This window comes from Arcobacter lacus (genome assembly GCF_003063295.1).
In the GTDB taxonomy this organism is placed as follows: Bacteria; Campylobacterota; Campylobacteria; order Campylobacterales; family Arcobacteraceae; genus Aliarcobacter; species Aliarcobacter lacus.
On the sequence record NZ_MUXF01000010.1, the window covers coordinates 212579 to 236904 of the forward strand.

The following is a 24326-nucleotide window of genomic DNA, read 5'->3' on the forward strand; positions in this document are numbered from 1 at the left end:
ATTACTTTATTTAGGAGTTCTTATGAAAAAATATATGCCTATAATTACAGTTGTTATTGTTATTGCAATAATAGTAATAATCTTTTTATCAATGTTTAGTAGTAAACAAATGGTTGTTATTAAAGAAGGAAATATAGATCAAAATCCATTAGAAATAGTACTTGGAAAATATCAAGATAGTGATTGTGGAATGGTAATAGATAGTTTAAATTATGCGTCTCAAGTTATTGCTCCTGATGGAAAAACTTGGTTTTTTCATGATCATGGTGGAATGGTAAATTGGCTTAAAGATAAACCATTTAAAGATACAGCAAAAATTTGGGTTATGTCTAGAGATTCAAAAAGATATATAGATGGTAGAAATGCTTGGTATACTAGAAATGAAGATACTCCAATGCGATATGGATTTGGTGCTTATGAAGAATTAAAAGATGGATTAATATCTTTTGAAGAAGTACAATTAAGAGTTCTAAGAAATGAAACTATGGCAAATCCAGCATATAGAAAAGAGTTAATTAAAAAATAATGGAAACAATTAGCATAATAACTATCATAAGTATTGCTTTTTTAGGATCTTTTGGTCACTGTGTTGGAATGTGTGGAGGAATAGTAATAGCTTATTCAAGTACAAAAATAAAAAATGAATATTCAAAAAAAACTCAAACTTTTGCACATTTATTATACTCGTTTGGAAGAATTACAACTTATACGATTTTAGGAGCTTTATTTGGTCTTGTTGGTGGAGTTGTAAGTTTTGATAATTTAACAAGTGGTATTTTACTATTAATTACAGGTATTTTGATGGTTTTAGTTGGATTTTCACTTCTTGGAAAAATCAAATTTTTAACTATTTTAGAACATAGCTGTTCTAAATCACCACTTTATCAAAAAACTTTTAAATCACTTTTAGCTTCAGATTCTTTATTTAGTTTTTATCTTTTAGGAATGTTAAATGGACTACTTCCTTGTGGTTTTGTGTATGTTTTTGCAATAACAGCAGCTAGTACTGGAAGTACATTTTGGGGTGCTTTTGTAATGTTTATTTTTGGACTTAGTACTATTCCTGCACTTTTTTCTCTTGGATTTTTTGTAGGATTATTTAAACAATCAAATTTAAGAGATTTATTTATCAAAATAGCTTCTATTTTAGTAATAATTTTTGGAGTATATATTGCTTACAAAGGTTATGAATATATTATTGATCCTACAAAAACAATTTTAAATTGTCATATTTAATCAAATAATTAAATTTTATAAAGGAGGAAAATGATTATGAAAACAAAAAAATATTTTAGTTTTTTTGGAATTTTATGTGCAACAGCAAATAGAAAACTTTTAAGTATTGGCTGTAAAATTAACTCAGTTTTGTCAAAAATGCCAAAAATTATAAAACAATTGTTAGAAAAACAATTAAAACCAATCAAACTATATTCAACAAACAACATAAAATAAATAATTAGGAAAATAAAAAATGAAAAAAATATCTACAAGCTTAGTTGCAAGCTTTTTTTTAGCAACAAATCTTTTCTCAACTGATACTTTGGAAACTATTACAGTTACAAGTGCTACAAAAACAGAACAATCAATCAAAGATGTTACTTCAAATATTGATGTTATAACAGCAGAAGAAATTGAAGAAAGACATTATACAACAGTAGTTGAAGCGTTAAACACAATTCCAGGAATAAGTTTTACAAGTAATGGTGGTATAGGACAAACAACATCTGTTTATTTAAGAGGTATGGACTCTAATAAAACTTTAGTTTTAATCGATGGTATAAGATACAACGATCCAACAGGATTAAGTGGAGCAAATTTTGCACATTTAATGATAACTGATATTGAAAGAATCGAAGTTATAAAAGGTGCACAGTCAAGTATTTGGGGAGCAGATGCTAGTGCTGGGGTTATAAATATTATCACAAAAAAATCAAAAGAAGGTACTTTTACAAATATTTCAACAGAATATGGAAGTTATAATTTTAAAAAAGTAAATGCTGGAGTTTCTCATAAAAATAAAAAATTTGATGTAAAACTTAATGTTTTGAGAGTTGATACAGATGGCTTTACATCAATATCACCAAAAGGTAGTGATATTGATGACTTTGAAGATGATGAATATAAAAATACATCAATAGATTTGAAAGCAGGATATAATTTCAATGAAAATAATAGATTGAGTGTAGGGCATAATATAATTAAAAGTAAAACAAATTATGACAGTATTCTTTCTGATGCTAGTTGGAATACCGATCCAATAGCTTCTGCAAATTCAAAAGCAAAAGTAAAATCTAATAATAGTTATAGCAACATAAATTATGAAAATGTAAATAGTTTTGCCACAACAAATGTTTATGCAAATAGATCAACTTTTGAAAGAAGAGATGACAATCCTAGTATATCAGATTTCGATGGTAGTGTTGATGAATATGGTATAAAAACAACAATTCCTTATTTAGATAATAGTTCTTTTGTTACAGTTGGTGCTGATTATAAAGAGTATGAGCATGAAAATAATTTGAAAAAAACTTATGATAGTAAAGCTATTTATCTTACAAATAATAATAAATTTTTTAATGATAATACAATTTTTACACAGTCGTTGAGATTTGATGATTATGATAAATTTGATGACAAAACAACTGGAAAAGTTGGAATTAAACAATATATTGTTGATGAATTAAATATTAGTTCAAATTATGGAACAGGATATAATGTACCTACAATATATCAACTATTTGAGCCTGCACAAGATTGGGGATGGGGACCAAGTCCTGTTGGAAATGCTGATTTACAACCTGAAAAAACAAAGGGGTATGATATAGGAGTTGAATATAAAGGTTTTTCAATAACTTATTTTCATACAAAAGTTAATAATATGATAGGTTGGGGAAATGGATATGAAAATATTGAAGGTGATAGCAAATTAAAAGGTACAGAAATTGCATATAAAAATGGTATTACAGAAGATATTTTTCTAAACTTAGGATATACAAACTTAAGCGCAAAAGATGCTGATGATGAAAGATTACTAAATAGACCAAAAAATAAATTTACATTTGGTGCTGATTATTATGGTATAGAAAAATTTCATTTTAATATAAATGGAGAGTATGTTGGAAGTAGAAAAAGCCCTGGTTTTGTAGATTATAATGAAAATGTTAAAACTGGAAATTATACTTTATGGAATACTGTTATCAATTATGAAATAAATAAAAACTTTTCAGCCTTTATAAAAATTAATAATATATTTGATAAAGAATATCAAGTAATTGATGGTTATGCAACAGAAGAAAGAAGTGGATATTTAGGATTAAAGGCAACTTTCTAACATGAAAAAACTTCTTTTTATAGTTTTATTTTCTATAAATTTATTTGCTGAGACTAGAGTTATAACTCTAAGTCCAGCAATAAATGAGATAGTATTTGCTTTAGATGAAGGTAAAAATGTAGTTGCAAATACAAAATTTTGTGATTTTCCAGAGGAATCAAAATCTATTCCAAAAATTGGAAGTTATAATAACATCTCTTTGGAAAAAGTATTAAAGTTAAATCCAACAGTTGTAATAACTCAGAATTATGATGATAAGTTAAATTCAAATTTAGAAGCTTTAAATATAAAAGTTAAAATCTATAAAACACAAAGTTTAAGTGATATAAAATATTCTATAGAAGATTTAGGAGAGTATTTTAATAAAATAGAAAAAGCAAAAAAATTAAATCAAGACATAGATAATGCATTAAAAGAGTTAGAAAATATAGTAACGAATCAAAAAATTCTAATAGTTTTTAGTCCTCAAAAAACATTATCAAATGATATATATGTTGCAGGAAATTATGTTTATTTTGAAGATATCATAAATGCAAGTTCAAATCAAAATGCCTATAAATCAAACTCAAAAGCACAACCAGTTTTAAATACAGAAAAAATTATAAATCTAAATCCTGATATAATAGTTTTATTAACTCCATTTTTAGAAAACAATAAAAATGAGCAAGAAAATATTATAAATTTGTGGAAAAGTTTACCTATAAATGCAAGTAAAAATAGTAATATTTATACAATTGATAAGCTTTATGCAGGAATTTCTAGCCATAGAGTATCACTGTTTATAAAAGATTTTAAAAAGATTTTGGAAAATGTTAGAGATAAAAAATTATAGTAATTCAATTTTAAAAGATATATCATTTTTTTTAAATAGTGATGAAAATTTGCTAATTTTAGGTGAAAATGGAGCAGGAAAATCAACTTTAGCAAAGGTTTTATCAAATCTTATTTCAAACAATAGTGTTAAAATATTTGGAAAAAATTTATCAAAAATAAGTAGTTTTAAAAGGGCAGAATATATAAATTATATTCCACCAAAACTTTTTATTTTTGATGAATATATGACAGTAAAAGAGTTTTTAGAAAATTCTTTTATAAAAAGTGTGGATATTAATAAGCTTGAAAATACTATAAACCTATTAAAATTAAAAGATTTAGAAAATAGATATTGTACTCTTTTAAGTTCAGGTGAAAAGCAACTTTTATTAATGGCTAGTGCAATTTTGCATAATGCAAAGATAACAATTTTTGATGAATTGACTGCAAATCTAGACTTAAAAAGATTAAAAGAAGTATATGGTATTTTTAACTCAAATTCCTTACAACAAAAAATTATTATAACTCATAATCTTGATTTAGCTTATGCTTTAAAATACAAGGTTTTATTTATAAAAAGTGGTAAAATAGAATTTTTAGGTAGTTGTGAAGAATTCTTTACAGATAAAAATTTACTAAAATTTTATAATAATTCAATCAAAAAGATACAAAATCATTTGGTGGTAGATTTATGAAATTTTTTTTATATAGTCTAGGATTAATAATAATTTTTATATCGCCATTTTTAGGTGAAACTCAAATAAATATAAAGGATATATTTGATTTTTCAAACAGTTCAAATATTGTATTTTGGGATTTAAGAGTTTCAAGAGTGATTTTAGCTTTTTTTGTTGGTGGAATTTTAGCTTTAAGTGGACTTGTTTTTCAAATTATTTTTAAAAATGAATTAATAACTCCTTACACTTTAGGAATTGCAAGTGGAACTACGCTTTTTACCGCAATTGGTATAATATTTTTACCAACAATATATTTATTTATTCCTTCAATATTTGGCTCAATTTTTACAATTTTGATTTTATATATTATTTCAAAAATTATAAATAAAACTTCTATTGGAAGCTCTACAAACTCAATATTACTTATTGGAATTGCTTTATCATATTTTTATGGTTCTGCTTTGATGTTAGTTTTTTATATGAGTAGTTTACAAGAAAACTATTCAATAGTTAGATTTACTCTTGGAAGTTTAGATGTAGTTGGTTTTTCTAATAGCTTTATAATCTTTTTTGTAAGTATAGTTTTTTATCTGATAATTTATTTATATAAAAATAAAATCAAACTATTGCTTATTTCAAATGATACAGCATTTTTAAAAGGCTTGAATGTTGATAAAATAAATTTAACTTTGTTAATAATTGTGTCTTTATGTGTTGGTATAACTATTAGTTTTACTGGACCTATTGGCTTTATAGGACTTGTGATTCCTCATATTGTAAAAATAATTTATAAAAAAAGTGCAGAAAAACTTTTTTTCCCAACTTTCTTTTTGGGTGGAGTTTTTTTAGTTTTTAGTGATTTAATTTCAAGAAATTTAAATACAGATTCAACTTTACCTATTGGAGTTGTAACAGCTTTTATTGGAGCACCATTTTTTATATATTTGCTTATCAAAAGAGATAAAAAAATTTATTGATATTTTTTAGGATATTCGAAAGAGGCAAGATTAGAATTCTTTTTTGATATATCTTGCCAACTTTTTGCATTAAAATCAATTTCAACTATTCCACAAGTTGGAATGTTTTCAAAATGTTTATCTAATAAAAAGTTTACTAAATCACAAAGTCCAGGATTATGTCCTATTAAAAATATTATTTTATAGTTATTTGATATATTTTTTATAACTTTTAAAAGATTTTCAAAAGGTGCTTCATAAATAGATTCTTCAAATCTTACCTCATCTTTATAGTTTAACTGTTTTATAAAATATTCTAAAGTTTGTTTTGTTCTGATTGAAGGTGACGATATTATTAAATCTGGTTTTATATCTTTCTTTTCTAAAATTTTTGCCATAAAAGGTGCATTTTTTTCTCCTCGTTTATTTAAAGGTCTTAAAAAATCTTCTAAAAGTGGATTTGACCAATCAGATTTTGCATGTCTAATTAAAATTAATTTTTTCATTTTATCTTTTCTTTAAATTAATTGTTGTTTTACAAACTCTAAGTAATGACCTTCTTTTTGTTCTAACTCTTTATGAGTTCCTTGTTGAACTAATTTTCCATCTTCAAGTACATAAACATAAGAAGCATTTTTAACTGTACTTAATCTATGAGCTATTGTAATAACAGTTTTATCTTCTAAAAACTTTTCTAAATCGCTAAAAAGTTTTGTTTCTGTATGAACATCAAGTGCAGAAGTTGATTCATCAAATATTATTACATTTGGATTTGCTATTATCATTCTTGAAATAGATAATCTTTGTCGTTGACCTCCACTTAATCTAATTCCATATTTTCCAACAATAGTATCAAGTTTTTCACTCATATTAATAACTGTATCATAAAGTTGTGCTATTTTTAAAGCTTCATATATTTTTTCATCACTTATACTATCATCTCCCATAGTGATATTAAATCGTAAAGTATTATTAAATAATATAGGCATTTGTAAAACTAAAAAAATATTATCTCTTAAACTATGTTTATCTATCTCATCAACACTTATATTGTTATATAAAATATCTCCACTTGTTTTTGCATAAAATCCTGAAATTATTTGTGAAATTGTAGTTTTTCCACTCCCACTTGAACCAATTATTGCTATTTTTTCACCACTTTTTATATCAAAAGAGATATCTTTTAAAGTTTCTTTATCTTTTTTATATGAAAAAGATAAGTTTCTTATAGAAATATCTACTTTTTTACTATTTTTATCAAGCGATATTTTTCCAGTTTTTTCACACTCTAAATCTAAAATCTTATTTATTCTATTTATAGCAGCTTTTGCACTTGCAAGTGAGTATTGAATAGTTAATATATCTTGAATTGGAGTCATAATAAACCAAATATATCCAAACATTGCAAACATTAAACCAATTGATAAATCACTGTATGCAACCATAATCAAACCAACCCCTCTAAATATTTCAAAAGCAAATAAAAAAATAGTAAAAGAAAATCTTTCGTAAGCTACACTTTTATAGTTGAACTCATTTGAAGCTATTTGAATATCTTTTGCTTTTTTTATAGAGTTTTCAAAAAAGAAATTCTCTTTATTACTTGCTTTTATTTGCCCAAAAAGATCCAAAGTTTCATTTATATTATTTTGAAATAGTTCTATTGTTTTATTTTCTTCTTTTTTTAATTCTCCTGTTTTATTTACAATTTTTTTTGATAAAATCATAATAATTGGTTGAATAAATAAAATCATTAATCCTAAAATCAAATCTATTTTTATAACAACAATAGCAACAGCTAATAATGTTAGTGTTGAAGCCACAAGTTTACTTGAACTTGAAACTATAAAATTATCTAAAGTATTAACATCCGTTATTAAATTTGCAGCAATACTACCACTTCCTAAACTTTCATATTCATTCATATTTACTATTTTTAGATGATTTAAAAGTTTTTTTCGTATATTGAAAGTTACATATTTTGAAATTTTTGTAAATATTTTTGTTGTAATTACACCTAAAATTAAATATGCAAATCTTAAAAATATAACTATAAAAGTTATGATTACAATATAATATAATATAGATTCTATTCCTATATTTTTTAAATTATTTACTATAAAAGCTGGTTTTTCAAGTAGAACTTCATCTACAAGTAAAGGTAAAAGTAGGGGAATTGGAATACTTATCAAAATAGCAAATATTGTTATTATTTGTCCAAATATAAGTGATTTTTTATTTTTTAGTAAAAGTTTAAATATATATTTTAAAGATATTTTCTCATTCATAATTTTTTTAGCCTATTTTTTGATTTATTCTACGATTATTATACATTTGTTATGCTACAATCAAACAAAAAAAAGTGTTGGAAAGAGTTGAATTGATGAAAAAGATTTTTCTTGTGGGGTTATTGGTTGCTGGTTTTGCTTTTGCAAAAGAAAATTATTCAGAAATGAGTACGCAAGAGTTAATAGAAATTATTGGTTTTGTAGATGAAAAAGACAAAAGTGCTTTTCAAAAAGAGTTGGATTTTAGGATTCCTAAAATGACTGTAAATGAAAAAACGCAATATGAAAAAAGATTAAATGAAGACAAAAACCCCCAAGAGAAGCAAGTAGATGATGAAGAGTAAAATTTTATTACTGGAAGATGATTGTAACTTAAGTGAAACAGTAAGTGAATATTTAATAGATGAAGGTTTTGATGTAACTTGTGTTTATGATGGTGATGAAGCAATCGAATCAATTTATGAACATAATTATGATTTACTTCTACTTGATGTAAATGTTCCAAATAAAAATGGTTTTGATGTTTTAAAAGAAGTTAGAGTTCAAAATGATACAGTTCCAGCTATTTTTATAACATCTTTAAACTCTGTAGATTCACTTGAAGAAGGATTTTCTAGTGGTTGTGACGATTATATTAGAAAACCTTTTGCTTTAAAAGAGCTTTTAATTCGTATTCAAACTTTACTAAAAAGAGAGTTTGTAAAAAAAGATGAAATAGTTATTACTCCAAATATAAGTTTTAATGTAATTTCAAATGAATTAAAGTGTGATGGTGAAGAGATTAAACTTAATTTAAAAGAGTTAAAACTTTTAAAGATACTTTTACAACATCCAAATGAACTTTTGCCACATGATAAAATATATAGTTATGTTTGGGAATATGACGAAGAGTATAGTGATAACTCTTTAAGAACTTATATTAAAAATCTTAGAAAAATATTAGGAAGTGAAAAAATTGTTAGCGTTAAGAAACTTGGATATAGATTTAACCAAGAGTGAAACTAGAACACTTTTAGGATTTAGTCTTTTATACTCTTTTTTAGTTCTTGTTATTCTTTGTGTTATGTTTTTTTTATATTATCAGTTTCAAAAAGATTTAATGTTACAAGAAAAAAGACAAATCTTACAAACTTATTCAAATAGTTTAATTTCAAATTTAAAAGAACTTCACATAAATATTGATAAAGACAATATTTATCCAAGAGATGAAAAATACAAATCTGCTATTTATGATAGTGATAAAAAAAAGATTTTTTCAACTTTACAATCACAAACAGTTAAATTAGATGATGTAATATATTTAAAAAATGACAAAATCCATTTTATAAAAGAACCTGAGTCTTACTATTTAGGTTCAAAATATGTTATTGTTGAAATTCCTGATGACCATATATGGTTTGAAAATATTAAATATAAGATGATTGTAGGTTTTTTATTAGCATTTTTATTTATGATATTTGTAGGATATTTTATTTCGAAACTATTTTTAAAACCAATGCGTGATGCTTTACATCTACTTGATAGATTTATAAAAGATACAACTCATGAATTAAATACTCCTGTAACTGCAATAATTACAAATATAGAAACAATAGATAAAAGTTTGTTAGATGATAAAACTTTACGAAAAATAAATAGAATAGAAATAGGAGCAAAAACTATTTCAAATATATATGAAGATTTGACTTTTGTTACTTTAAATAATCAGATAATCTCAAATAATGAAAATATAAATCTGTCAAATATAGTAAGACAAAGAGTTGATTTCTTCTTAAGTATTGCAAATATGAAGAAGATTAGATTTGAAACAAATATAAAAGATAATGTATTTATTTTTTGTGATGTTAAAAAAATATCAAAATTAATAGATAATTTACTTTCAAATGCGATTAAATACAATAAAAATTCTGGATTTATTAAAGTTATACTTACAAAAAATAGTATGATAATTGAAGATAGTGGAAAAGGAATGAGTAGTGAAAATCTTGAAAACCTTTTTGATAGATATCAAAGATTTGATAAAAGTGTAGGTGGTTTTGGAATAGGTTTAAATATTGTATCTTTAATAGCAAAAGAGTATGATTTTAAAATAGATGTAACTTCACAGTTAGGAGTTGGTACAAAGGTAAAAATAAGATGGTAAGAGTTCTTTTAATTTTTAGTTTATTTATTATATTTTCATTTGCAAAGGATGAAAAAGATATTTATGAAACAAATTGTGTGAAATGCCATAATAGATTGCCTGTATCAATTGATAAATACTTTTATAGGTATTTATTAGATTATAGTAGTGAAAAAGCTGTAAAAAAAGCAATGTTTGATTTTTTGAAAAATCCAACTGCTGAAACTACAATAATGCCAGAATCATTTATTAAAAGATTTGGTGTAAAAAAGAAAACAAAACTCTCTGATGAAGATTTAAACAAGGCTTTGGATAGCTATTGGGAAGAGTATAAAGTCTCTGGAAAATTAAAATAATTTTCACAATAAATACACAATTTGCATCTATTATTTTGAAGTTTTAATATAAAAGAAAGGATATAAGAATGAAAAAGATTCTAGCAATGTTTTTAGTTTCTGGTTCTTTGGTTTTTGCAGACAATAATTCTATTGGTTTAGATACTGTTGTTGGAGCAACTCTTGGTGTTGCTATTGGAAATCAAATTGGAAGTGGAAATGGTAAAGATGTTGCAAAAGTAGCTGGTGGATTGTTAGGTGCAGTTATTGCAAATAATTCAAGAAATACAGCTCCCACAACATATTACAATAATAATTACCCAAATAGTGGATATAGTACAGGAACAACTTATGTAAATAATAACTATTATTCTGATCCTTATTATACTCAACCAAATTCTCAAGTGACGATTATTTATAATGACCCATATCCTCCAAGATATGTTGTTCCTATAGGATATTATAGACCTTATTATCCACCTCACAGATATGGTCCTCCTCCAAAAAAAGGGGTTCATGGTGGATTTTATTATGGAAGATAGGTTTGAGTTTTAACTCAAACCTTTTTTTATTTAAGAAGTTTTGAAACCATATCTTGATTCAAATTTGCTTGAGATAGCCCTATTGAACCTGCAAGTGAAAAGATATTTTGTTTAGAAAAACTTGTTGAATCTTTTGAATAATCAGCAAAAAGATTTGTTGTGTTTATTGTTGTTTCTCTTTTTGAGAGTAAATCTTTTCTTGTATCTTCAAGTTTTTCTTGAGTTTTCTTAAAGTCTGTTATATTATCATCTACTTTTTTAATAGCATCATTTACATTTGTTAAAAAACTTTGAGCATCTTCAACACCAAAATTTGTTGGGTCTTGATTTACTAAAGTTGTAAGATTTAATCCTTGCGTATTTGACTGTAAAGATGGAATCTCTACAACTTGACCTTTACCTAAACCAACTTGATATTGAGTTGCTACTGATGCTGAACTATCCGTAGAACTATTCTGAAGTAAATTACTATTGTTAAAAGTTGTGTTTTTTGCAACATTATTTAAATCTTCTAACTTTGTTTGAATATCTTTTAAAAGATTTTGTCTATCTTCTTCATTTGTTGTTTCACTAGCTTTTTGTAGTTTATCTTTTATATTATCTAAAAGTTCTGATTGTTTTTCCATAGCATTTGTTGCAGTTTGATTTGCTGCCATTGCCTGATTCGTGTTTTTAATCTCATTTTCATAAGTATTAACAGCTCTAGTAGATAATTGAGGATTTACATTTATACTATAAGCAGAATTTTCTTCTTGTGTTCCATAAGAAGAAGGATTTGCTAAAGTACGAGAAGCATTTATGTATAAATCTTGATTTAACGAGAGAGAATCATTTACCTTCATAATAAACTCCTTTTTCAATATATTTAATCCATTTTAGCTTAAATATTATAAAATATCATCATGATAATTTTAGATTTTGAAACAAATAGTTCAAATATTGGTGACGTAATAGAAATTGCTGCTGTTAAAATAGATAAAGAATTTAATATTTTAGATAAATTTCATAGATATTATCTTTCAAGGTTTCCTCTAAATTTTTATTCTTATGCTGTTCATAGATTAACTCCTGAATTAATTCTTGATTATAGAAAAGATAAAAATTATAGTTCTTATTTCAGTGAAGATGAAGATTTTGAAGAGTTTTGTTTTGGAAGTAAGACTTTAGTTGCTCATAATATAAAGTTTGAATTAAGACATATAAACAATCGAGTTAAATTTGAAAATCATATTTGTACAATGAATGAAAATAAAAAAATTGTAAATGTTTTTGGAAAAAATGGAAGAGTAAAAAATCCAAAGCTTGATGAAACTTGTTTATATTATGGAATAGAATTTGATGGCGAAAAATATCATAGTGCAACTTATGATGTAACAAAGACTTATGAAATTTTAAAAAGAATGAATTTAAATCTATAAAGTGAAAAAATTTACCTACAAATAGACCTTTTTTTGTTATAAAATAAAATAAAAAAGGATTTCTTATGAAATTAGGAGTTTCTGCATGTTTACTAGGAACAAAATGTCGATATGATGGTGTAGGAGCAACTGATAAATTTATAGTTGATGTTTTGCAAAAATATTTTGAAACGTCATCTTATTGTCCTGAAACTATAATTTGGGGAAGTCCTCGAGAGGCTATTAGACAAACTTTGGATGAAAATGGACAACTTAAAATTGTAACTTCAACAAAAAATCCAAAAGATGTGACAACTGAACTTGAAAATATTTCAACTGAATGTGTAAATATAATTGAAAATGATGATTTGTGTGGTTTTATTTTAAAATCTGCGTCTCCTACTTGTGGAATGGAGAGGGTAAAAGTTTATAAACCTTTTAATGCTCCTAGCGTGAAAAATGGTGTTGGAGTTTTTGCAAAAAAAATAAAAGAAAAATATCCATATTTACCAGTTGAAGAAGAGGGAAGATTGATTGATCCTTGGCTTAGGGAAAATTTTTTGATGCAAATTTTTGCATATCAACATCTATTTGAGTTTTTAAAATCAAAACCAACTTTGAATGATTTAGTGATTTTCCACACTTCTTATAAATATTTAATCTATTCAAAATCTCAAAAAGCATATACAACTTTAGGAAGAATTGTTGCAAATAAAGATAAAAAACAATTAAATGAGATTTTAGAAAAGTACAAAGAAGAGTTTTTAAAAGCAATTAGTTTAAAAGGAAGTCTGAATAAAACTTACAACGTACTTCTTCATATTTTTGGATATTTTAAAAAACTTATTACTAAAGAGGAAAAAGAAGAAATTTTACAAGCTTTGAGTGAGTATAAAGAGAAGATTATTCCTTTGATTGCAGTTATGAAACTTATAAATTTGTATGTAAAAAGATTTGATGTAGCGTACTTAAAAATTCAAAAATTTTTAAATCCATATCCAAGTGAATTAGCTTTACGAAGTGACATTAAGGCTTATAAATAATGAAACAAATTTTATGGTTTAGAAGAGATTTAAGAATAACTGATAGTGCAATATTAGCTAATGCTAAAGATGAAGTGTTGCCTATATTTATATTCGATAAAAATATCTTAGATAAACTTTCTAAAGATGATAAAAGAGTTACATTTATTTATAAAAGCGTTTTAAAATTAAAAGAAGATTTAAAAAGTATTGGACTTGATTTAGCAATATTTTATGGAATTCCCAAAGAAGTTTTTGAAAATCTAAAAATCAAGGGCTTTGATTCTGTTTTATGTTCAGTTGATTTTGATAATTATGCAAAAAAAAGAGATAAAGAGATATCTAAAATTATTCCAATACAAACTTTTACAGATTCATTTATAATTCATCCAAAAGATGTTTTAAAAAAAGATGAAACTCCATACAAAGTTTTTACTCCTTTTTATAAATCACTTAGTTTTATTTGGGAAAGTGAGAGTTTAGTTTTATTTGAAAGAAATAAAAATCTAAAGAAACTAGAGTTTGATTATGAATTTGTTCCAACGTTAAAAGAGTTGGGTTTTATTGAGCAGAAATTACCAGAGTTTTTAGAAAAAAGTGTAGATGAACTTATAGATGAATTTTCTTTAAAAATTTCAAATTATCAAGAAGATAGAGATTTTTTTTATAAAAATGCAACTTCTTCTTTAGCTGTTCATTTAAGATTTGGACTAATAAGTCCTCGAGAACTTTTTAATAAAATAAAAAAAGTAAGAGCAATTCAAAGTCAAAAAGATTTTTATATACGAGAGCTTTTTTGGAGAGAGTTTTATAACTATATTTTGTATCATTTTCCAAAAAGCGAGTTTGAAAATCTAAATGAAATAAAAGTAAATTGGTCTTTAAATGAAGATAATTATCAAAAATGGTGCGAGGGAAATACAGGTGTTCCACTAATTGATGCAGCCATGAGATATTTCAATCAATCTCATACTATGCACAATCGTTTAAGAATGATTGTTTCTTCATATCTAACAAAAAATTTGTTAATAGATTGGAAAAGAGGTGAAGAATATTTTGCTTCAAAACTACTTGATTATGAAGCAAGTTCAAATATCGGTTCTTGGCAATGGGCAGCTAGTACTGGAGCTGATTCAGTTCCTTATTTTAGGATTTTTAATCCATATTTACAAAGTGCAAAATTTGATAAAGATGCAATTTTTATAAAATCAGTAATCTTAGAACTAAAAGAGGTAAATCCTAAACTAATCCATACTGAAAATGGTGTTCAATCAAATTTATTTTTAAATTATCCAGCTCAAATAGTAAGTATTGAATTTTCAAGAAATAGGGCAATTGAAGAGTTTAAAAGAGCAAACAATGAAAAAAGTTGAAATTGCAGTTATTGGTAGTGGAATTGGTGGGGCAATGATTGCTTCACTAAATCAAAAAAAAGATTTAATACTTTTTGAAAAAGATAAAAACTTAGGTGGTTGTGCTTCTACATTTAAACGATTTGGAGAGTTTTTTAACACAGGAGCAACAACTTTTGTAGGATATGAAGAGAATCATGTAATAAAAAAAATATTTGATGAAGTTGGATTAAAACCTGATTTAATTGAAAGTAACGTGGCAATTAGAACAATTCAAAATAAAAAAATAGTTGATAGAGTTGAAAATTTTGAAGAGTTTTTATCAAATTTAAATAGTGTTTATTATCATGAAAACAATAGAATTTTTTGGAAAACTATAAAAGAGATAGATGAAAAATTTTGGAGATTAAAAAATATATATTATTCAAAATATAGTTTTAAAGCATACGTTAAAACAGCACTTTTTATAGTTGAACTTTTCAAAGAGTTCGGATTTTTATTGTTCAAAACTGCCAATGGATATATAAATGAAGTTTTACCAAATATTTCAAAAGAGTATAAAGCTTTTATAGATTCACAACTTTTGATAACTTTGCAAACAACTTCTAAAGATTTGTCACTTCTTGCTTTGAGTTTAGGATTATCTTATCCTTTTCACAAAGTTTATTACTCAAATGGTGGAATGGGAAAAATAGTTGAAGATTTATTAAAAGAGGTAACTGTACAAAAAAAAGAAGAGATAATTTCTATAGAAAGATTTGAAGATAAATATAAAATAATTTCAACAAAAGATGAATATTTAGCTTCAAAAGTTATATTAAATTCTACAATATTTGAGAGTTCAAAACTTTTTTTAGATGAAGATATAAAAAGATATTATGAAAAGTTTTCATTTAATGACCAAAGTGCTTTTGTTGTTTATTTAAAACTAAACTCAAAAGAGAACTTTTTACATCACTATCAAATAATTTTAAAAGAGAATATTCCAAATTGTATATCAAACTCTTTTTTTGTTTCATTTTCCCATAAAAATGATGAAAAACTCTCAAAAGATGGTTATTCTATAACTATTTCAACTCATATAAAAGCTTTATTTTGGCAAAATCTTTCAGAAATTGAATATGAAGAAAAAAAAGAATTTACAAAAAATTATATTATAAATCAATTTCTAAATAATTTTGAAAATATAAAATTTGAAGATATAAAAATTTCTTTTTGTGCAACATCTAAAACGTTTAATAGATATATAAATAGACTTAATTGTGGTGGAAAAGCAATTACAATCAAGAATTTGACTGAACTTCCAAGTTGTAATACTCCTTTTAAAGGTTTATATAATATTGGAGATACAGTTTTTGCAGGACAAGGTTGGCCAGGAATAGCAATAGGTGTTAATGTTTTAAACAAGGAATTAAATGCAAATAGTTGAATTAAAAATATCACCAAAAGATTGGCTTTATATAATCATAATTGGAGCATTTTTTGGATTTTTTATATCACTGTTTTTTTATTTTTTAAATAAAGATTTACAAAATTTGAATACAATTTTTTTTAGTACAATTAGTGCTTTTTTTATCTCTTTATTTGCATTTTTTTTAATTACTATTTCTAATAAATTTATTCTTCCAAAAATGAATAAAAAGTTTTGGTATTTGATAAGTTTTATTTTCTCTTTTTTGGCAGGGTTTTTAGGTTTTTCTTTTAGTTTTTTTATTTTTTCTAATAGTGAATATAAAATTATTGAATTAATAACCTCTTTTTGGTTAAATATTTCTATAACTATTGGATTTTTGACTTTTTTGGTTGGATTGATTTTGCATCAGTTTATTTCTATGAAATATAAAAATGAAGAGATAAAAACAGAGATTTTAGAAACAAAACTTAGAGCCTTAGAAAATGAATTAAATCCTCATTTTTTATTTAATGCTTTAAATTCTGTTTCAGAGTTAATTTATCAAAATCAGCAAAAAGCAGAAAATGCTATTATTGAAATATCAAAATTTTTAAGAAATGCTATAAATAAAGAGAGTTTAATAACTCTAGAAACAGAACTTTCTATGGTGAAAACTTATGTAAATATTGAAAATATAAGATTTGATGAACAAATTGTTTTATATATAAGTGATTTTGAAAAAATAAAAAGTATAAAAGTTCCAAAGTTTTCTGTACAACTTTTAGTTGAAAATGCTATTAAACATGGATTTTTAGGTAAAAAATTAGAAATTTATATAAAATTTGAAAATAATAATATTATTGTTTTAAACAATGGTAAATTAACTGAAAATTTAAAATTTGGAACAGGATTGTCAAATTTAGAAAGAAGATTAGTTTTACAAAAAATTGGTAAACTTAAATTTCAAATTGAAGAAAATATGATGAAATTTATAATTATATTAAAGGATTGAATTTGAAAGTTATGATTGTTGATGATGAAAAACTAGCACTTAGTAGACTAAAAAGGCTTTTAAATGAAAACAATGTTGATGATATTGTAGAATTTAATAATCCAATAGATGCTTTAAAAGAGATAACAAAAACAAAATTTGATGTTGTATTTTTAGATATTTCTATGCCAAATATAAGTGGTTTTGAACTTGCTGATTCGATTATAAATATTGAGCCAAAAACATTTATAGTTTTTCAAACAGCTTTTGAGGAGTTTGCTTTAAAGGCTTTCCAAAGTGGAGGAATGGGTTATTTAGTAAAACCAATTGAATCAAAAGATATAAAAAATATTTTAGAAAAAATCAGATTATTTAAAAGTTCAAATTTAGATGAATCAAAAAAGATATTAGGAAAAAGAGGTGATAAACTATATTTGATTGATATAAATGATATTTATTATATAAAAGCTGATTTAGACGAAGTAATTATTAAAATAAAAGAAGCAGATGCTTATGTAAGAAGAAAAATAGGTGATTTAGAAGAGTTATTGAAAAATAAAAACTTTTTTAGAATACATCGTTCTTATATAATAAATGTTGATAAGATTAAATCTATGAGAAGTATAGAACAATCAAAACTTGAAATATCTTTTGATGGAATTAGTGAAATAATTACAAGTTCAAAAGAGGGAGCTAAAGAGTTTAGAGAATATTTAGAAAGAAGAAGTTTGTAAATTAATAAAAAAGATAGAAGATTTAGTTATTTTCTAAAACTTCTATTTTGATCTCTTTTTGTAGTTTTTTTCTTTTTAGAAGATTTTTTTGGTGTATTTGTTTTTGTAAATTCACTTTTTTGAGTTGCTTTTTTAGCTTCTGCTTTTTTTTGACTTAATGGTTTTGGTCTTGCTTTAAATAATCTTGGTTTTTTTTCTGTTGTTTCAAAACCTTCAACTTCAATTCTTGGAATATTTAAGATTAACTCTTTTTCAATCTCAATCATAAATTTATAATCTTTTACACTTAAAAGTGTGATTGCAGTTCCAGCATTTCCAGCTCGTCCTGTTCTTCCAATTCTATGAGTATAATCTGCAATTGTTTCAGGAAGTGCAAAATTTACAACAACAGGTAAAAGTTCGATATCAATTCCACGTGCAGCTATATCAGTTGCAACTAAAACTCTAATATCACCTGATTTGAATTTTCTTAAAGCTTTTGCACGTGCAGTTTGTCTAACGTCACCATGAATACACTCTGCTGGTAATCCATCAAGATTTAGATGAGTTACTAAATCATCAGCTTCTTTTTTCATATTTACAAAAACTAAAACTTGAGAATAGTTTCTTGAACCAATTAGGTATGATAAAAGTTCTGCCTTTTTATCAAGATCTACTAAAACAATTTGTTGCTCAATTATTTTTACACTTGAACGTTGACTTGCAACTTCAATTACAACAGGGTCTTGTAAAAATTCTTTTGCAAGTTTTTTTACATTTTGATTCATTGTTGCACTAAACATCATGATTTGTCTATGTGGTCCAACATTTGGAAGAATTTTTTCAATATCTTCTAAAAACCCCATAGCAAGCATAGTATCAACTTCATCAATAACAACAGTAGAAACACTAGATAAATCAACACTTTTATTTCTTAAGTGTTCCATTAATCTTCCACTTGTTGAAACTAAAATATCAACTCCTTTAGAAAGTTTTCTCATCTGTTCTGTTGATGAAACTCCACCAAAAACAGCAAGTTTTTCAACATTCATATATTTTGCATAATCTTCAATTGCTTTACTGATTTGAGTTGCAAGTTCTCTTGTTGGAACTAATATTAAAGCTCTTAGAATAGCTAACTCATTTTTTTGTTTTTGCTCTAATAAATCTTCTAATATTGGCAATAAAAAAGCAGCTGTTTTTCCTGTCCCACTTTGAGCAGCAGCTAAAATATCTCTTTTTTTAAGTGCAAGTGGAATCGCTTTTTGTTGAATTTCTGTTGGTTCTTTGTATTCTAATTCTTCAATAGCTTTTAGTATATTTTCATTTAATTCTAATGATGTAAAAGTTTTTATAAGAGATCCTTCTAATCTTAATTTTATTAGATTATATCTAAAAAGATATTAGTTCTAAATTTTTGTTTTTTTATAGAAAATTACAATTTAGTAGATTTTTTGTAAGAATTTTATAGAATAAAATATCTAAATGAAAAGAGAGTTAGTATTGAAATATCTTTTATTGATTTTTTATTTTTTTAATTCAAATCTCTATTCTAACGGTGATTCTTTAGATTCAAAAAAAATTTTCGTTTTTTTAGAAAATTCTCTTTTAATAAATAATCAAATTGAAATAGACTATGAATCAATTATACAAATAGCACTTCTAGCATTGATTTTAGTGGGTACATTTATATATTGGAATTTTAAATTAAAAGAGAGTGAAGCAAAGTTTAGAACGCTTTTTGATATTGCACCAATTTTTTTAAATTCATTTGATAAAAATGGAAAAATTATTTTATGGAATAAAGAGTGTGAGAAAGTTTTTGGTTGGACTTTTGACGAAATAAAAAATAAAAAGAACTCTTTGAGCCTATTTTATGATGATCCAAAAGTTTGTGAAGATGTTATGAAATCATTTGAGAATATAAGTAATAGCTTTGAAGAGTGGTATCCAAAAACAAAAAAGGGAGAAACATTAGTTGTAAAATGGGCAAATATAAAACTTCCAAATGGTGAAACTATAAATGTGGGATTAGATATTACACAACAAAGAAACTATGAAATGTCAATTAGTGAAAATGCTTTAGAACTAAAACTTGCAAAATCACAATTAGAAAATTTAAATAGTTCTTTAGAAAAAAGAATTGAAAATGAAATAACAAAAAATACAAAACAACAACTTATGATAATGCAACAAAATAAATTAGCTCAAATGGGTGAAATGATAGAAAATATCGCACATCAATGGAGACAACCTTTAGCTCAAATAAATTCATCGGTTATTTTAATTGATGCAATGTTGGAAAAGTATAATTTTAAAGATGCTATGGTAGAAAATAAATTAACAGAAATAGAATCTTTAACTTCTTATATGTCAAAAACTATTAGCGATTTTAAAAATTTTTTTAATCCAAATAAGAAAAAAACTATTTTTAAAGTAGAAGAAGCCGTACAAAAAGCTAGTGATGTTTTAAAAGGATTAATTCACTCTTATCATATTCAAATGGAAATAAGTGTTGAAAAAGACTTAAAAATCAATAGTTATCTAGGAGAATTACAACAGGTTATTTTAATAATTGTAAATAATGCAATAGATGCTCTTATTCTCATGAATGTTCATTTCCCAAAAATTTTAATAAATGCATATACTGATAATGAAAATATAGTTATTTCTATAGAAGATAATGCATTAGGGATAAATTCAGATTTATTGGATAAAATTTTTGAGCCATATTTTACAACAAAACATAAAGCTCAAGGAACAGGATTGGGACTTTATATTGCTAAAATGGTTGTTGAAAATAGTTTATTAGGTTTTTTAAGTGTTGAAAATAAGGTAAATGGTGCTTGTTTTATCATTAGAATACCAAAAGGAAAAGTATGATGGAAGAAATATATCCATACAAAATTTTATTTGTTGAAGATGAAGATGCAATTAGAAAAAATTATATAACATATTTGAAAATGTTTTTTAGTGAAGTTTATGAAGCTTCAGATGGTGAAGAAGCTTATAAACTTTATGAGTTATATAAACCAGATATTTTGATAGTAGATATAAATATTCCAAAAATAAATGGATTAGAATTACTCAAAAAAATAAGAGAAAAAGATATGACTACAAAAGCTATTATAATGACAGCTCATAGTGATAGAACATTTTTACTGGAAGCTGTGACATTAAAACTTACGAAATATCTAATAAAACCGGTTAATAGAAAAGATTTAAAAGATGCTTTAGAATTAGTTATTGACGAATTGTTAAATTATGATATTCAGTCGATTCAAAAAATAGAATTACCAGAAAAATATAGTTGGGATTTAACTATAAAAGAATTAAAACATTATAATAAAGTAATTGATCTTACAAATAAAGAAAAACTCTTTTTAGATTTACTTCTTTCAAAAAGAAATAAAGTATTTACTTATGATGAAATTTTTGAATATGTTTGGAACTTTGAGGATGAAATAAATTTAAATGGACTTAAAAATATGGTGAAAAGATTAAGAAAAAAAGTTCCAGAAAATCTAATTTTGAATATTTTTAATGAAGGATATAAAATTAATTTTTAATTTTTGATATAAAAATATAAATAATAAAAATATTATTAAAATATTTATAATAAAAAAATAATTCTTAATAAATCCCTATTTAAAGGTATTTATTTAAATATAACAATTTTAGTGGAATTATAAAAGAATTTGTATTTACCTTGATACTTTTATGATACTTCAGGTATATATAATAACGAAAATATTATTATTTTACTTTCTAATAATATTGCTCAATAGAATAAAAAAAGAGGTAGTTAATGAAATTGAAATCAAATAAGAGATTAATTAGTGTTGTTGCAAGTGCAATATGTTTATTGGGTGTTAACCTTAATGCCTTAACACTAAAAGAGAGTGTTCTAGAAGTTTTAGATACAAATCCTGTAGTACAAGAAAGATTAAAAAATTTTAATGAAACTCAACAAGATTTAGAAATAGCAAAGTCAGAATGGCTTCCATCTCTTGATTATTCAGCTAGAATAGGAAGAAATAATAGTGGTGACTTAAAAGATAGTGGTAACTCAAAATTTGACCATACAGTTCAAGATAGTACATATTCTCATTATACAAACTCTTTAAAACTTACACAAAATATTTTTAATGGTTTTAGTACAACTCATAAAATAAATTATCAAGAAACTAGAATATTAGGGGCAGCATATCATTATCTAGAAAATGCAAATGATATCGCATTTCAAATGGTTGGAGCTTATATAGATGTTATCAGAAGTTACCAGTTATATCAAAATGCAAAAGATAATGTTGACATAAATCAAAAAATTTATGACGATGTAAAATCTTTATATGAACAAGGTTTAACAACAAAGTCTGAAATGACAAAAATTTATGCTTCTTTATCATTGGCAAATTCAAATTTAGTTGTTCAAAAAAATAATACTATGGATAAAGAGTTTAGATTTAAAAGACTTTTGGGTAGAGATGTAAAAGTTTCTACTTTAACTTTACCTGCATTAAACTATGCAATGCCAGAGAGTAAAGAGAGAGCAACTATGGTTGCTATTCAAAATAATCCTTCAATCTTAGTAAGTAGTTTTAATATAAAAGGTGCACAAGAGTTATACAAACAAAAAAAATCTGCATTTATGCCAACAGTAGATTTAGAGTTAGAACAAGTATTTAATGATTACACAACAGAAAATGCTTATGATAGTGCTGATGATAGACAAAAAGCTTATGTTGTTATGAATTGGAATTTATATAAAGGTGGAGCTCACGAAGCTGACTTACAAAAAAGTAAAAGTTCAATAAGTAAAGAAGTTGAACTACAAAGAGATTTAAAAAGACAAACTATTGAAAGTTTAGAACTTTCTTGGTCAGCTTATGAAATGCTTGGAAAACAGCTAGAAGAATTATATAAATATTATCAATATTCAGAAGATACTTTAGAAAGTTATAGAAGTGAATATGAGATGGGAAGAAGAACGCTTCTTGATTTATTATCAGCACAAAATGACTTAGTAAATTCAAAAAGTCAAATTATAAATGCACAAATGGACAAACTTTTTGCACAATATAGAGTTTTAGATGCGATGGGAGTTTTAGTAAGTTCAGTTGTAGATGAAACAGAATATAACAAACTTATTAAACCAACATTAAAACCATTTGATATTGTAAAAGATGAATTACCAGTAAATCTTGATGTAGATAAAGATGGAATTGTTGATAATTTAGATATTTGTGATAATAGTGTGGTTGGAAATGATGACATAAAACCGGATGGATGTTCTCAACAACAAAAAGATTCAGATTTTGATGGAATTCCTGATTTCAAAGATAAATGTCCAAATACGCCATTTGGAAGCTTAGTTGATGAAAATGGTTGTGAAACGGGAGAAAATAGTGAAAATGGTTTTAAAGCTAATGAAGATTATTTAAAATCTATTATAGCATACACAGAAGAAAGTCCTAAAAAATCACCAAAATTGGGTTTATATGATTATGAATTTAATGTTGCTGCAAATAAAAATATTCAATCAACAGCTTTAGATAACCACTTAATGTATGATGATTTTACAATGATTAAAAGATTTGAATTTATTAATATGAGCAAATCAAGAGAATCTCAAATTGAAAAAATTGCAAATGAAATCAAACAATACAATGATAAAAATGTAGTTGTAACTATTATTGGAAATACTGAAATTACAAAAAATAAAGATAAGAGTTATAATAAAGCAATGGAATATGCAAATACAATTAAAAATGATTTAGTAAATAAAGGTGTAAATAAAGATATCTTAGTAACTCAATCAAGAGTTGATTATGATAGAAGTTATTTAGAAACATCTTTAGGTGATGGAAATTTAAACAATGTAGTTGCAGTTGCTTTATATGTTCCAAAAACTATTCAAAAAGCTACTGACACTAATGATATAGCTGATAGTGATAAAGATGGAGTAATTGATTCTTTAGATAAATGTCCAAATACGCCAGTTGGATATACTGTTGATGAAAATGGTTGTACAAATACTATAAATTTAGAAGTTTTATTTGAAAATAATTCAGCTGTAATAAAAGAAGATACAAAAGGAAAAGTATTGTCTTTTGCAAAATATTTAGTAGATAATAAAGAGTTTGATACGATAATTGAAGGACATGCAAGCAAAGATCCAACAGCATCTGCAGCACATAACCAAAAACTATCAGAACAAAGAGCAAATGCTATAAAAAATTTATTAATTGCAAATGGAGTTGAAGCTTCAAGAGTTCAAAGTGTTGGAAAAGGACATAATGAACCAATAGCAGATAATTCAACAGTAGAAGGTCAAGCTTTAAATAGGAGAATTGATGCTATACTTATAAGAAAATAATTTATAAGTATATAA

At 24.9% G+C, this 24326-nt stretch carries 25 protein-coding genes; 21 read left to right on the forward strand and 4 right to left on the reverse strand.

All coding sequences use genetic code 11. From position 1 onward, the window contains the following. Positions 1–22 precede the first annotated feature (22 nt). Genes B0175_RS06680 through B0175_RS06710 form a run of 7 tightly spaced genes read left to right on the forward strand, consistent with a single transcriptional unit; the run spans position 23 to position 5798 of the window. Positions 23–526, forward strand: a complete 504-nt coding sequence (locus B0175_RS06680) for a hypothetical protein (RefSeq protein ID WP_108527859.1) — start codon at positions 23–25, stop codon at positions 524–526. After that, positions 526–1236: a sulfite exporter TauE/SafE family protein gene (locus tag B0175_RS06685; protein WP_108527860.1), complete on the forward strand. Its 711-nt coding sequence runs from the start codon at positions 526–528 to the stop codon at positions 1234–1236. Before B0175_RS06680 ends, B0175_RS06685 begins: the two co-directional genes overlap by 1 nt. 30 nt (positions 1237–1266) lie before the next feature. Then, positions 1267–1452, forward strand: a complete 186-nt coding sequence (locus B0175_RS06690; protein WP_108527861.1) for a hypothetical protein — start codon at positions 1267–1269, stop codon at positions 1450–1452. 19 nt (positions 1453–1471) lie between these two features. Further along, positions 1472–3331, forward strand: a complete 1860-nt coding sequence (locus B0175_RS06695; RefSeq protein ID WP_108527862.1) for a TonB-dependent receptor plug domain-containing protein — start codon at positions 1472–1474, stop codon at positions 3329–3331. Position 3332: 1 nt separating this feature from the next. Then, on the forward strand, positions 3333–4163 hold the full coding sequence (locus B0175_RS06700) for an ABC transporter substrate-binding protein (protein ID WP_108527863.1): 831 nt from the start codon (positions 3333–3335) through the stop codon (positions 4161–4163). Continuing rightward, positions 4141–4839 carry an ATP-binding cassette domain-containing protein gene (locus B0175_RS06705; protein WP_108527864.1) on the forward strand — a complete coding sequence of 233 codons (699 nt, stop codon included), beginning with the start codon at positions 4141–4143 and terminating at the stop codon, positions 4837–4839. The genes B0175_RS06700 and B0175_RS06705 overlap by 23 nt, the downstream gene beginning before the upstream one ends. After that, on the forward strand, positions 4836–5798 hold the full coding sequence (locus B0175_RS06710; RefSeq protein ID WP_108527865.1) for a FecCD family ABC transporter permease: 963 nt from the start codon (positions 4836–4838) through the stop codon (positions 5796–5798). Before B0175_RS06705 ends, B0175_RS06710 begins: the two co-directional genes overlap by 4 nt. Here the strand turns inward: B0175_RS06710 and B0175_RS06715 are convergent. Together B0175_RS06715 and B0175_RS06720 are read right to left on the reverse strand one after the other, a co-directional pair. Next, the gene (locus B0175_RS06715; RefSeq protein WP_108527866.1) at positions 5792–6283 is read right to left on the reverse strand and encodes a SixA phosphatase family protein; all 492 of its coding nucleotides are present in this window, start codon (positions 6281–6283) and stop codon (positions 5792–5794) included. The two genes, B0175_RS06710 and B0175_RS06715, sit on opposite strands and share 7 nt — an antisense overlap. Positions 6284–6295: 12 nt before the next feature. Next, on the reverse strand, positions 6296–8065 hold the full coding sequence (locus B0175_RS06720; protein WP_108527867.1) for an ABC transporter ATP-binding protein: 1770 nt from the start codon (positions 8063–8065) through the stop codon (positions 6296–6298). A 95-nt stretch (positions 8066–8160) separates the two neighbouring features. Between B0175_RS06720 and B0175_RS06725 the strand changes: the two genes are divergently transcribed. From B0175_RS06725 to B0175_RS06745, 5 genes are all read left to right on the forward strand, one after another. Further along, entirely contained in the window at positions 8161–8409 is a 249-nt protein-coding gene (locus tag B0175_RS06725) for a DUF1104 domain-containing protein (protein WP_108527868.1), read from the forward strand. Beyond that, the gene (locus B0175_RS06730; RefSeq protein WP_108527930.1) at positions 8399–9064 is read left to right on the forward strand and encodes a response regulator transcription factor; all 666 of its coding nucleotides are present in this window, start codon (positions 8399–8401) and stop codon (positions 9062–9064) included. The genes B0175_RS06725 and B0175_RS06730 overlap by 11 nt, the downstream gene beginning before the upstream one ends. After that, positions 9012–10208 (forward strand): sensor histidine kinase, encoded by a 1197-nt coding sequence (locus B0175_RS06735; RefSeq protein WP_228156075.1) that lies wholly within the window; start codon positions 9012–9014, stop codon positions 10206–10208. Before B0175_RS06730 ends, B0175_RS06735 begins: the two co-directional genes overlap by 53 nt. Then, positions 10202–10543 carry a hypothetical protein gene (locus tag B0175_RS06740; protein ID WP_108527870.1) on the forward strand — a complete coding sequence of 114 codons (342 nt, stop codon included), beginning with the start codon at positions 10202–10204 and terminating at the stop codon, positions 10541–10543. Before B0175_RS06735 ends, B0175_RS06740 begins: the two co-directional genes overlap by 7 nt. 68 nt (positions 10544–10611) lie before the next feature. Next, the gene (locus tag B0175_RS06745) at positions 10612–11064 is read left to right on the forward strand and encodes a glycine zipper 2TM domain-containing protein (protein ID WP_108527871.1); all 453 of its coding nucleotides are present in this window, start codon (positions 10612–10614) and stop codon (positions 11062–11064) included. A gap of 26 nt (positions 11065–11090) precedes the next feature. Here the strand turns inward: B0175_RS06745 and B0175_RS06750 are convergent, their stop codons facing one another. After that, entirely contained in the window at positions 11091–11906 is an 816-nt protein-coding gene (locus B0175_RS06750) for a flagellin N-terminal helical domain-containing protein (protein WP_108527872.1), read from the reverse strand. A gap of 60 nt (positions 11907–11966) precedes the next feature. Between B0175_RS06750 and B0175_RS06755 the strand changes: the two genes are divergently transcribed. The 6 genes from B0175_RS06755 to B0175_RS06780 all read left to right on the forward strand — a co-directional run bounded on the left by B0175_RS06755 (position 11967) and on the right by B0175_RS06780 (position 17953). Then, positions 11967–12482 carry a 3'-5' exonuclease gene (locus B0175_RS06755; protein ID WP_108527873.1) on the forward strand — a complete coding sequence of 172 codons (516 nt, stop codon included), beginning with the start codon at positions 11967–11969 and terminating at the stop codon, positions 12480–12482. Positions 12483–12547: 65 nt separating this feature from the next. Beyond that, the gene (locus B0175_RS06760) at positions 12548–13504 is read left to right on the forward strand and encodes a YbgA family protein (protein ID WP_108527874.1); all 957 of its coding nucleotides are present in this window, start codon (positions 12548–12550) and stop codon (positions 13502–13504) included. Then, a complete protein-coding gene (locus tag B0175_RS06765; RefSeq protein WP_108527875.1) occupies positions 13504–14856 on the forward strand; it encodes a cryptochrome/photolyase family protein in 1353 nt (450 codons plus the stop codon). Before B0175_RS06760 ends, B0175_RS06765 begins: the two co-directional genes overlap by 1 nt. Further along, positions 14843–16264, forward strand: coding sequence for an NAD(P)-binding protein (locus B0175_RS06770; protein WP_108527876.1), 1422 nt, complete (start codon positions 14843–14845; stop codon positions 16262–16264). The genes B0175_RS06765 and B0175_RS06770 overlap by 14 nt, the downstream gene beginning before the upstream one ends. Next, entirely contained in the window at positions 16251–17240 is a 990-nt protein-coding gene (locus tag B0175_RS06775) for a sensor histidine kinase (protein ID WP_108527877.1), read from the forward strand. Before B0175_RS06770 ends, B0175_RS06775 begins: the two co-directional genes overlap by 14 nt. Before the next feature lie 11 nt (positions 17241–17251). Then, complete coding sequence (locus B0175_RS06780) at positions 17252–17953, forward strand: LytR/AlgR family response regulator transcription factor (RefSeq protein ID WP_228156079.1); 702 nt, start codon at positions 17252–17254, stop codon at positions 17951–17953. A gap of 26 nt (positions 17954–17979) precedes the next feature. Here the strand turns inward: B0175_RS06780 and B0175_RS06785 are convergent, their stop codons facing one another. Then, positions 17980–19314, reverse strand: a complete 1335-nt coding sequence (locus B0175_RS06785) for a DEAD/DEAH box helicase (RefSeq protein ID WP_322873863.1) — start codon at positions 19312–19314, stop codon at positions 17980–17982. A 103-nt stretch (positions 19315–19417) separates the two neighbouring features. Between B0175_RS06785 and B0175_RS06790 the strand changes: the two genes are divergently transcribed. The 3 genes from B0175_RS06790 (at position 19418) to B0175_RS06800 (ending at position 24311) form a co-directional block, all read left to right on the forward strand. Beyond that, positions 19418–20815, forward strand: coding sequence for a PAS domain-containing sensor histidine kinase (locus B0175_RS06790; protein ID WP_210004294.1), 1398 nt, complete (start codon positions 19418–19420; stop codon positions 20813–20815). Next, positions 20812–21501 (forward strand): response regulator transcription factor, encoded by a 690-nt coding sequence (locus tag B0175_RS06795; RefSeq protein ID WP_108527880.1) that lies wholly within the window; start codon positions 20812–20814, stop codon positions 21499–21501. Before B0175_RS06790 ends, B0175_RS06795 begins: the two co-directional genes overlap by 4 nt. Before the next feature lie 239 nt (positions 21502–21740). After that, positions 21741–24311 (forward strand): TolC family outer membrane protein, encoded by a 2571-nt coding sequence (locus tag B0175_RS06800; RefSeq protein WP_108527881.1) that lies wholly within the window; start codon positions 21741–21743, stop codon positions 24309–24311. Positions 24312–24326 lie beyond the last annotated feature (15 nt).

Excerpts from the sequence above, each read along its gene's own strand:
- B0175_RS06680 (WP_108527859.1), top strand. The coding sequence starts at position 23 with ATGAAAAAATATATGCCTATAATTACAGTTGTTATTGTTATTGCAATA.
- B0175_RS06685 (WP_108527860.1), top strand. The coding sequence starts at position 526 with ATGGAAACAATTAGCATAATAACTATCATAAGTATTGCTTTTTTAGGA.
- B0175_RS06690 (WP_108527861.1), top strand. The coding sequence starts at position 1,267 with ATGATTATGAAAACAAAAAAATATTTTAGTTTTTTTGGAATTTTATGT.
- B0175_RS06695 (WP_108527862.1), top strand. The coding sequence starts at position 1,472 with ATGAAAAAAATATCTACAAGCTTAGTTGCAAGCTTTTTTTTAGCAACA.
- B0175_RS06700 (WP_108527863.1), top strand. The coding sequence starts at position 3,333 with ATGAAAAAACTTCTTTTTATAGTTTTATTTTCTATAAATTTATTTGCT.
- B0175_RS06705 (WP_108527864.1), top strand. The coding sequence starts at position 4,141 with ATGTTAGAGATAAAAAATTATAGTAATTCAATTTTAAAAGATATATCA.
- B0175_RS06710 (WP_108527865.1), top strand. The coding sequence starts at position 4,836 with ATGAAATTTTTTTTATATAGTCTAGGATTAATAATAATTTTTATATCG.
- B0175_RS06715 (WP_108527866.1), bottom strand. The coding sequence starts at position 6,283 with ATGAAAAAATTAATTTTAATTAGACATGCAAAATCTGATTGGTCAAAT.
- B0175_RS06720 (WP_108527867.1), bottom strand. The coding sequence starts at position 8,065 with ATGAATGAGAAAATATCTTTAAAATATATATTTAAACTTTTACTAAAA.
- B0175_RS06725 (WP_108527868.1), top strand. The coding sequence starts at position 8,161 with ATGAAAAAGATTTTTCTTGTGGGGTTATTGGTTGCTGGTTTTGCTTTT.
- B0175_RS06730 (WP_108527930.1), top strand. The coding sequence starts at position 8,399 with ATGAAGAGTAAAATTTTATTACTGGAAGATGATTGTAACTTAAGTGAA.
- B0175_RS06740 (WP_108527870.1), top strand. The coding sequence starts at position 10,202 with ATGGTAAGAGTTCTTTTAATTTTTAGTTTATTTATTATATTTTCATTT.
- B0175_RS06745 (WP_108527871.1), top strand. The coding sequence starts at position 10,612 with ATGAAAAAGATTCTAGCAATGTTTTTAGTTTCTGGTTCTTTGGTTTTT.
- B0175_RS06750 (WP_108527872.1), bottom strand. The coding sequence starts at position 11,906 with ATGAAGGTAAATGATTCTCTCTCGTTAAATCAAGATTTATACATAAAT.
- B0175_RS06755 (WP_108527873.1), top strand. The coding sequence starts at position 11,967 with ATGATAATTTTAGATTTTGAAACAAATAGTTCAAATATTGGTGACGTA.
- B0175_RS06760 (WP_108527874.1), top strand. The coding sequence starts at position 12,548 with ATGAAATTAGGAGTTTCTGCATGTTTACTAGGAACAAAATGTCGATAT.
- B0175_RS06765 (WP_108527875.1), top strand. The coding sequence starts at position 13,504 with ATGAAACAAATTTTATGGTTTAGAAGAGATTTAAGAATAACTGATAGT.
- B0175_RS06770 (WP_108527876.1), top strand. The coding sequence starts at position 14,843 with ATGAAAAAAGTTGAAATTGCAGTTATTGGTAGTGGAATTGGTGGGGCA.
- B0175_RS06775 (WP_108527877.1), top strand. The coding sequence starts at position 16,251 with ATGCAAATAGTTGAATTAAAAATATCACCAAAAGATTGGCTTTATATA.
- B0175_RS06780 (WP_228156079.1), top strand. The coding sequence starts at position 17,252 with ATGATTGTTGATGATGAAAAACTAGCACTTAGTAGACTAAAAAGGCTT.
- B0175_RS06790 (WP_210004294.1), top strand. The coding sequence starts at position 19,418 with ATGAAAAGAGAGTTAGTATTGAAATATCTTTTATTGATTTTTTATTTT.
- B0175_RS06795 (WP_108527880.1), top strand. The coding sequence starts at position 20,812 with ATGATGGAAGAAATATATCCATACAAAATTTTATTTGTTGAAGATGAA.
- B0175_RS06800 (WP_108527881.1), top strand. The coding sequence starts at position 21,741 with ATGAAATTGAAATCAAATAAGAGATTAATTAGTGTTGTTGCAAGTGCA.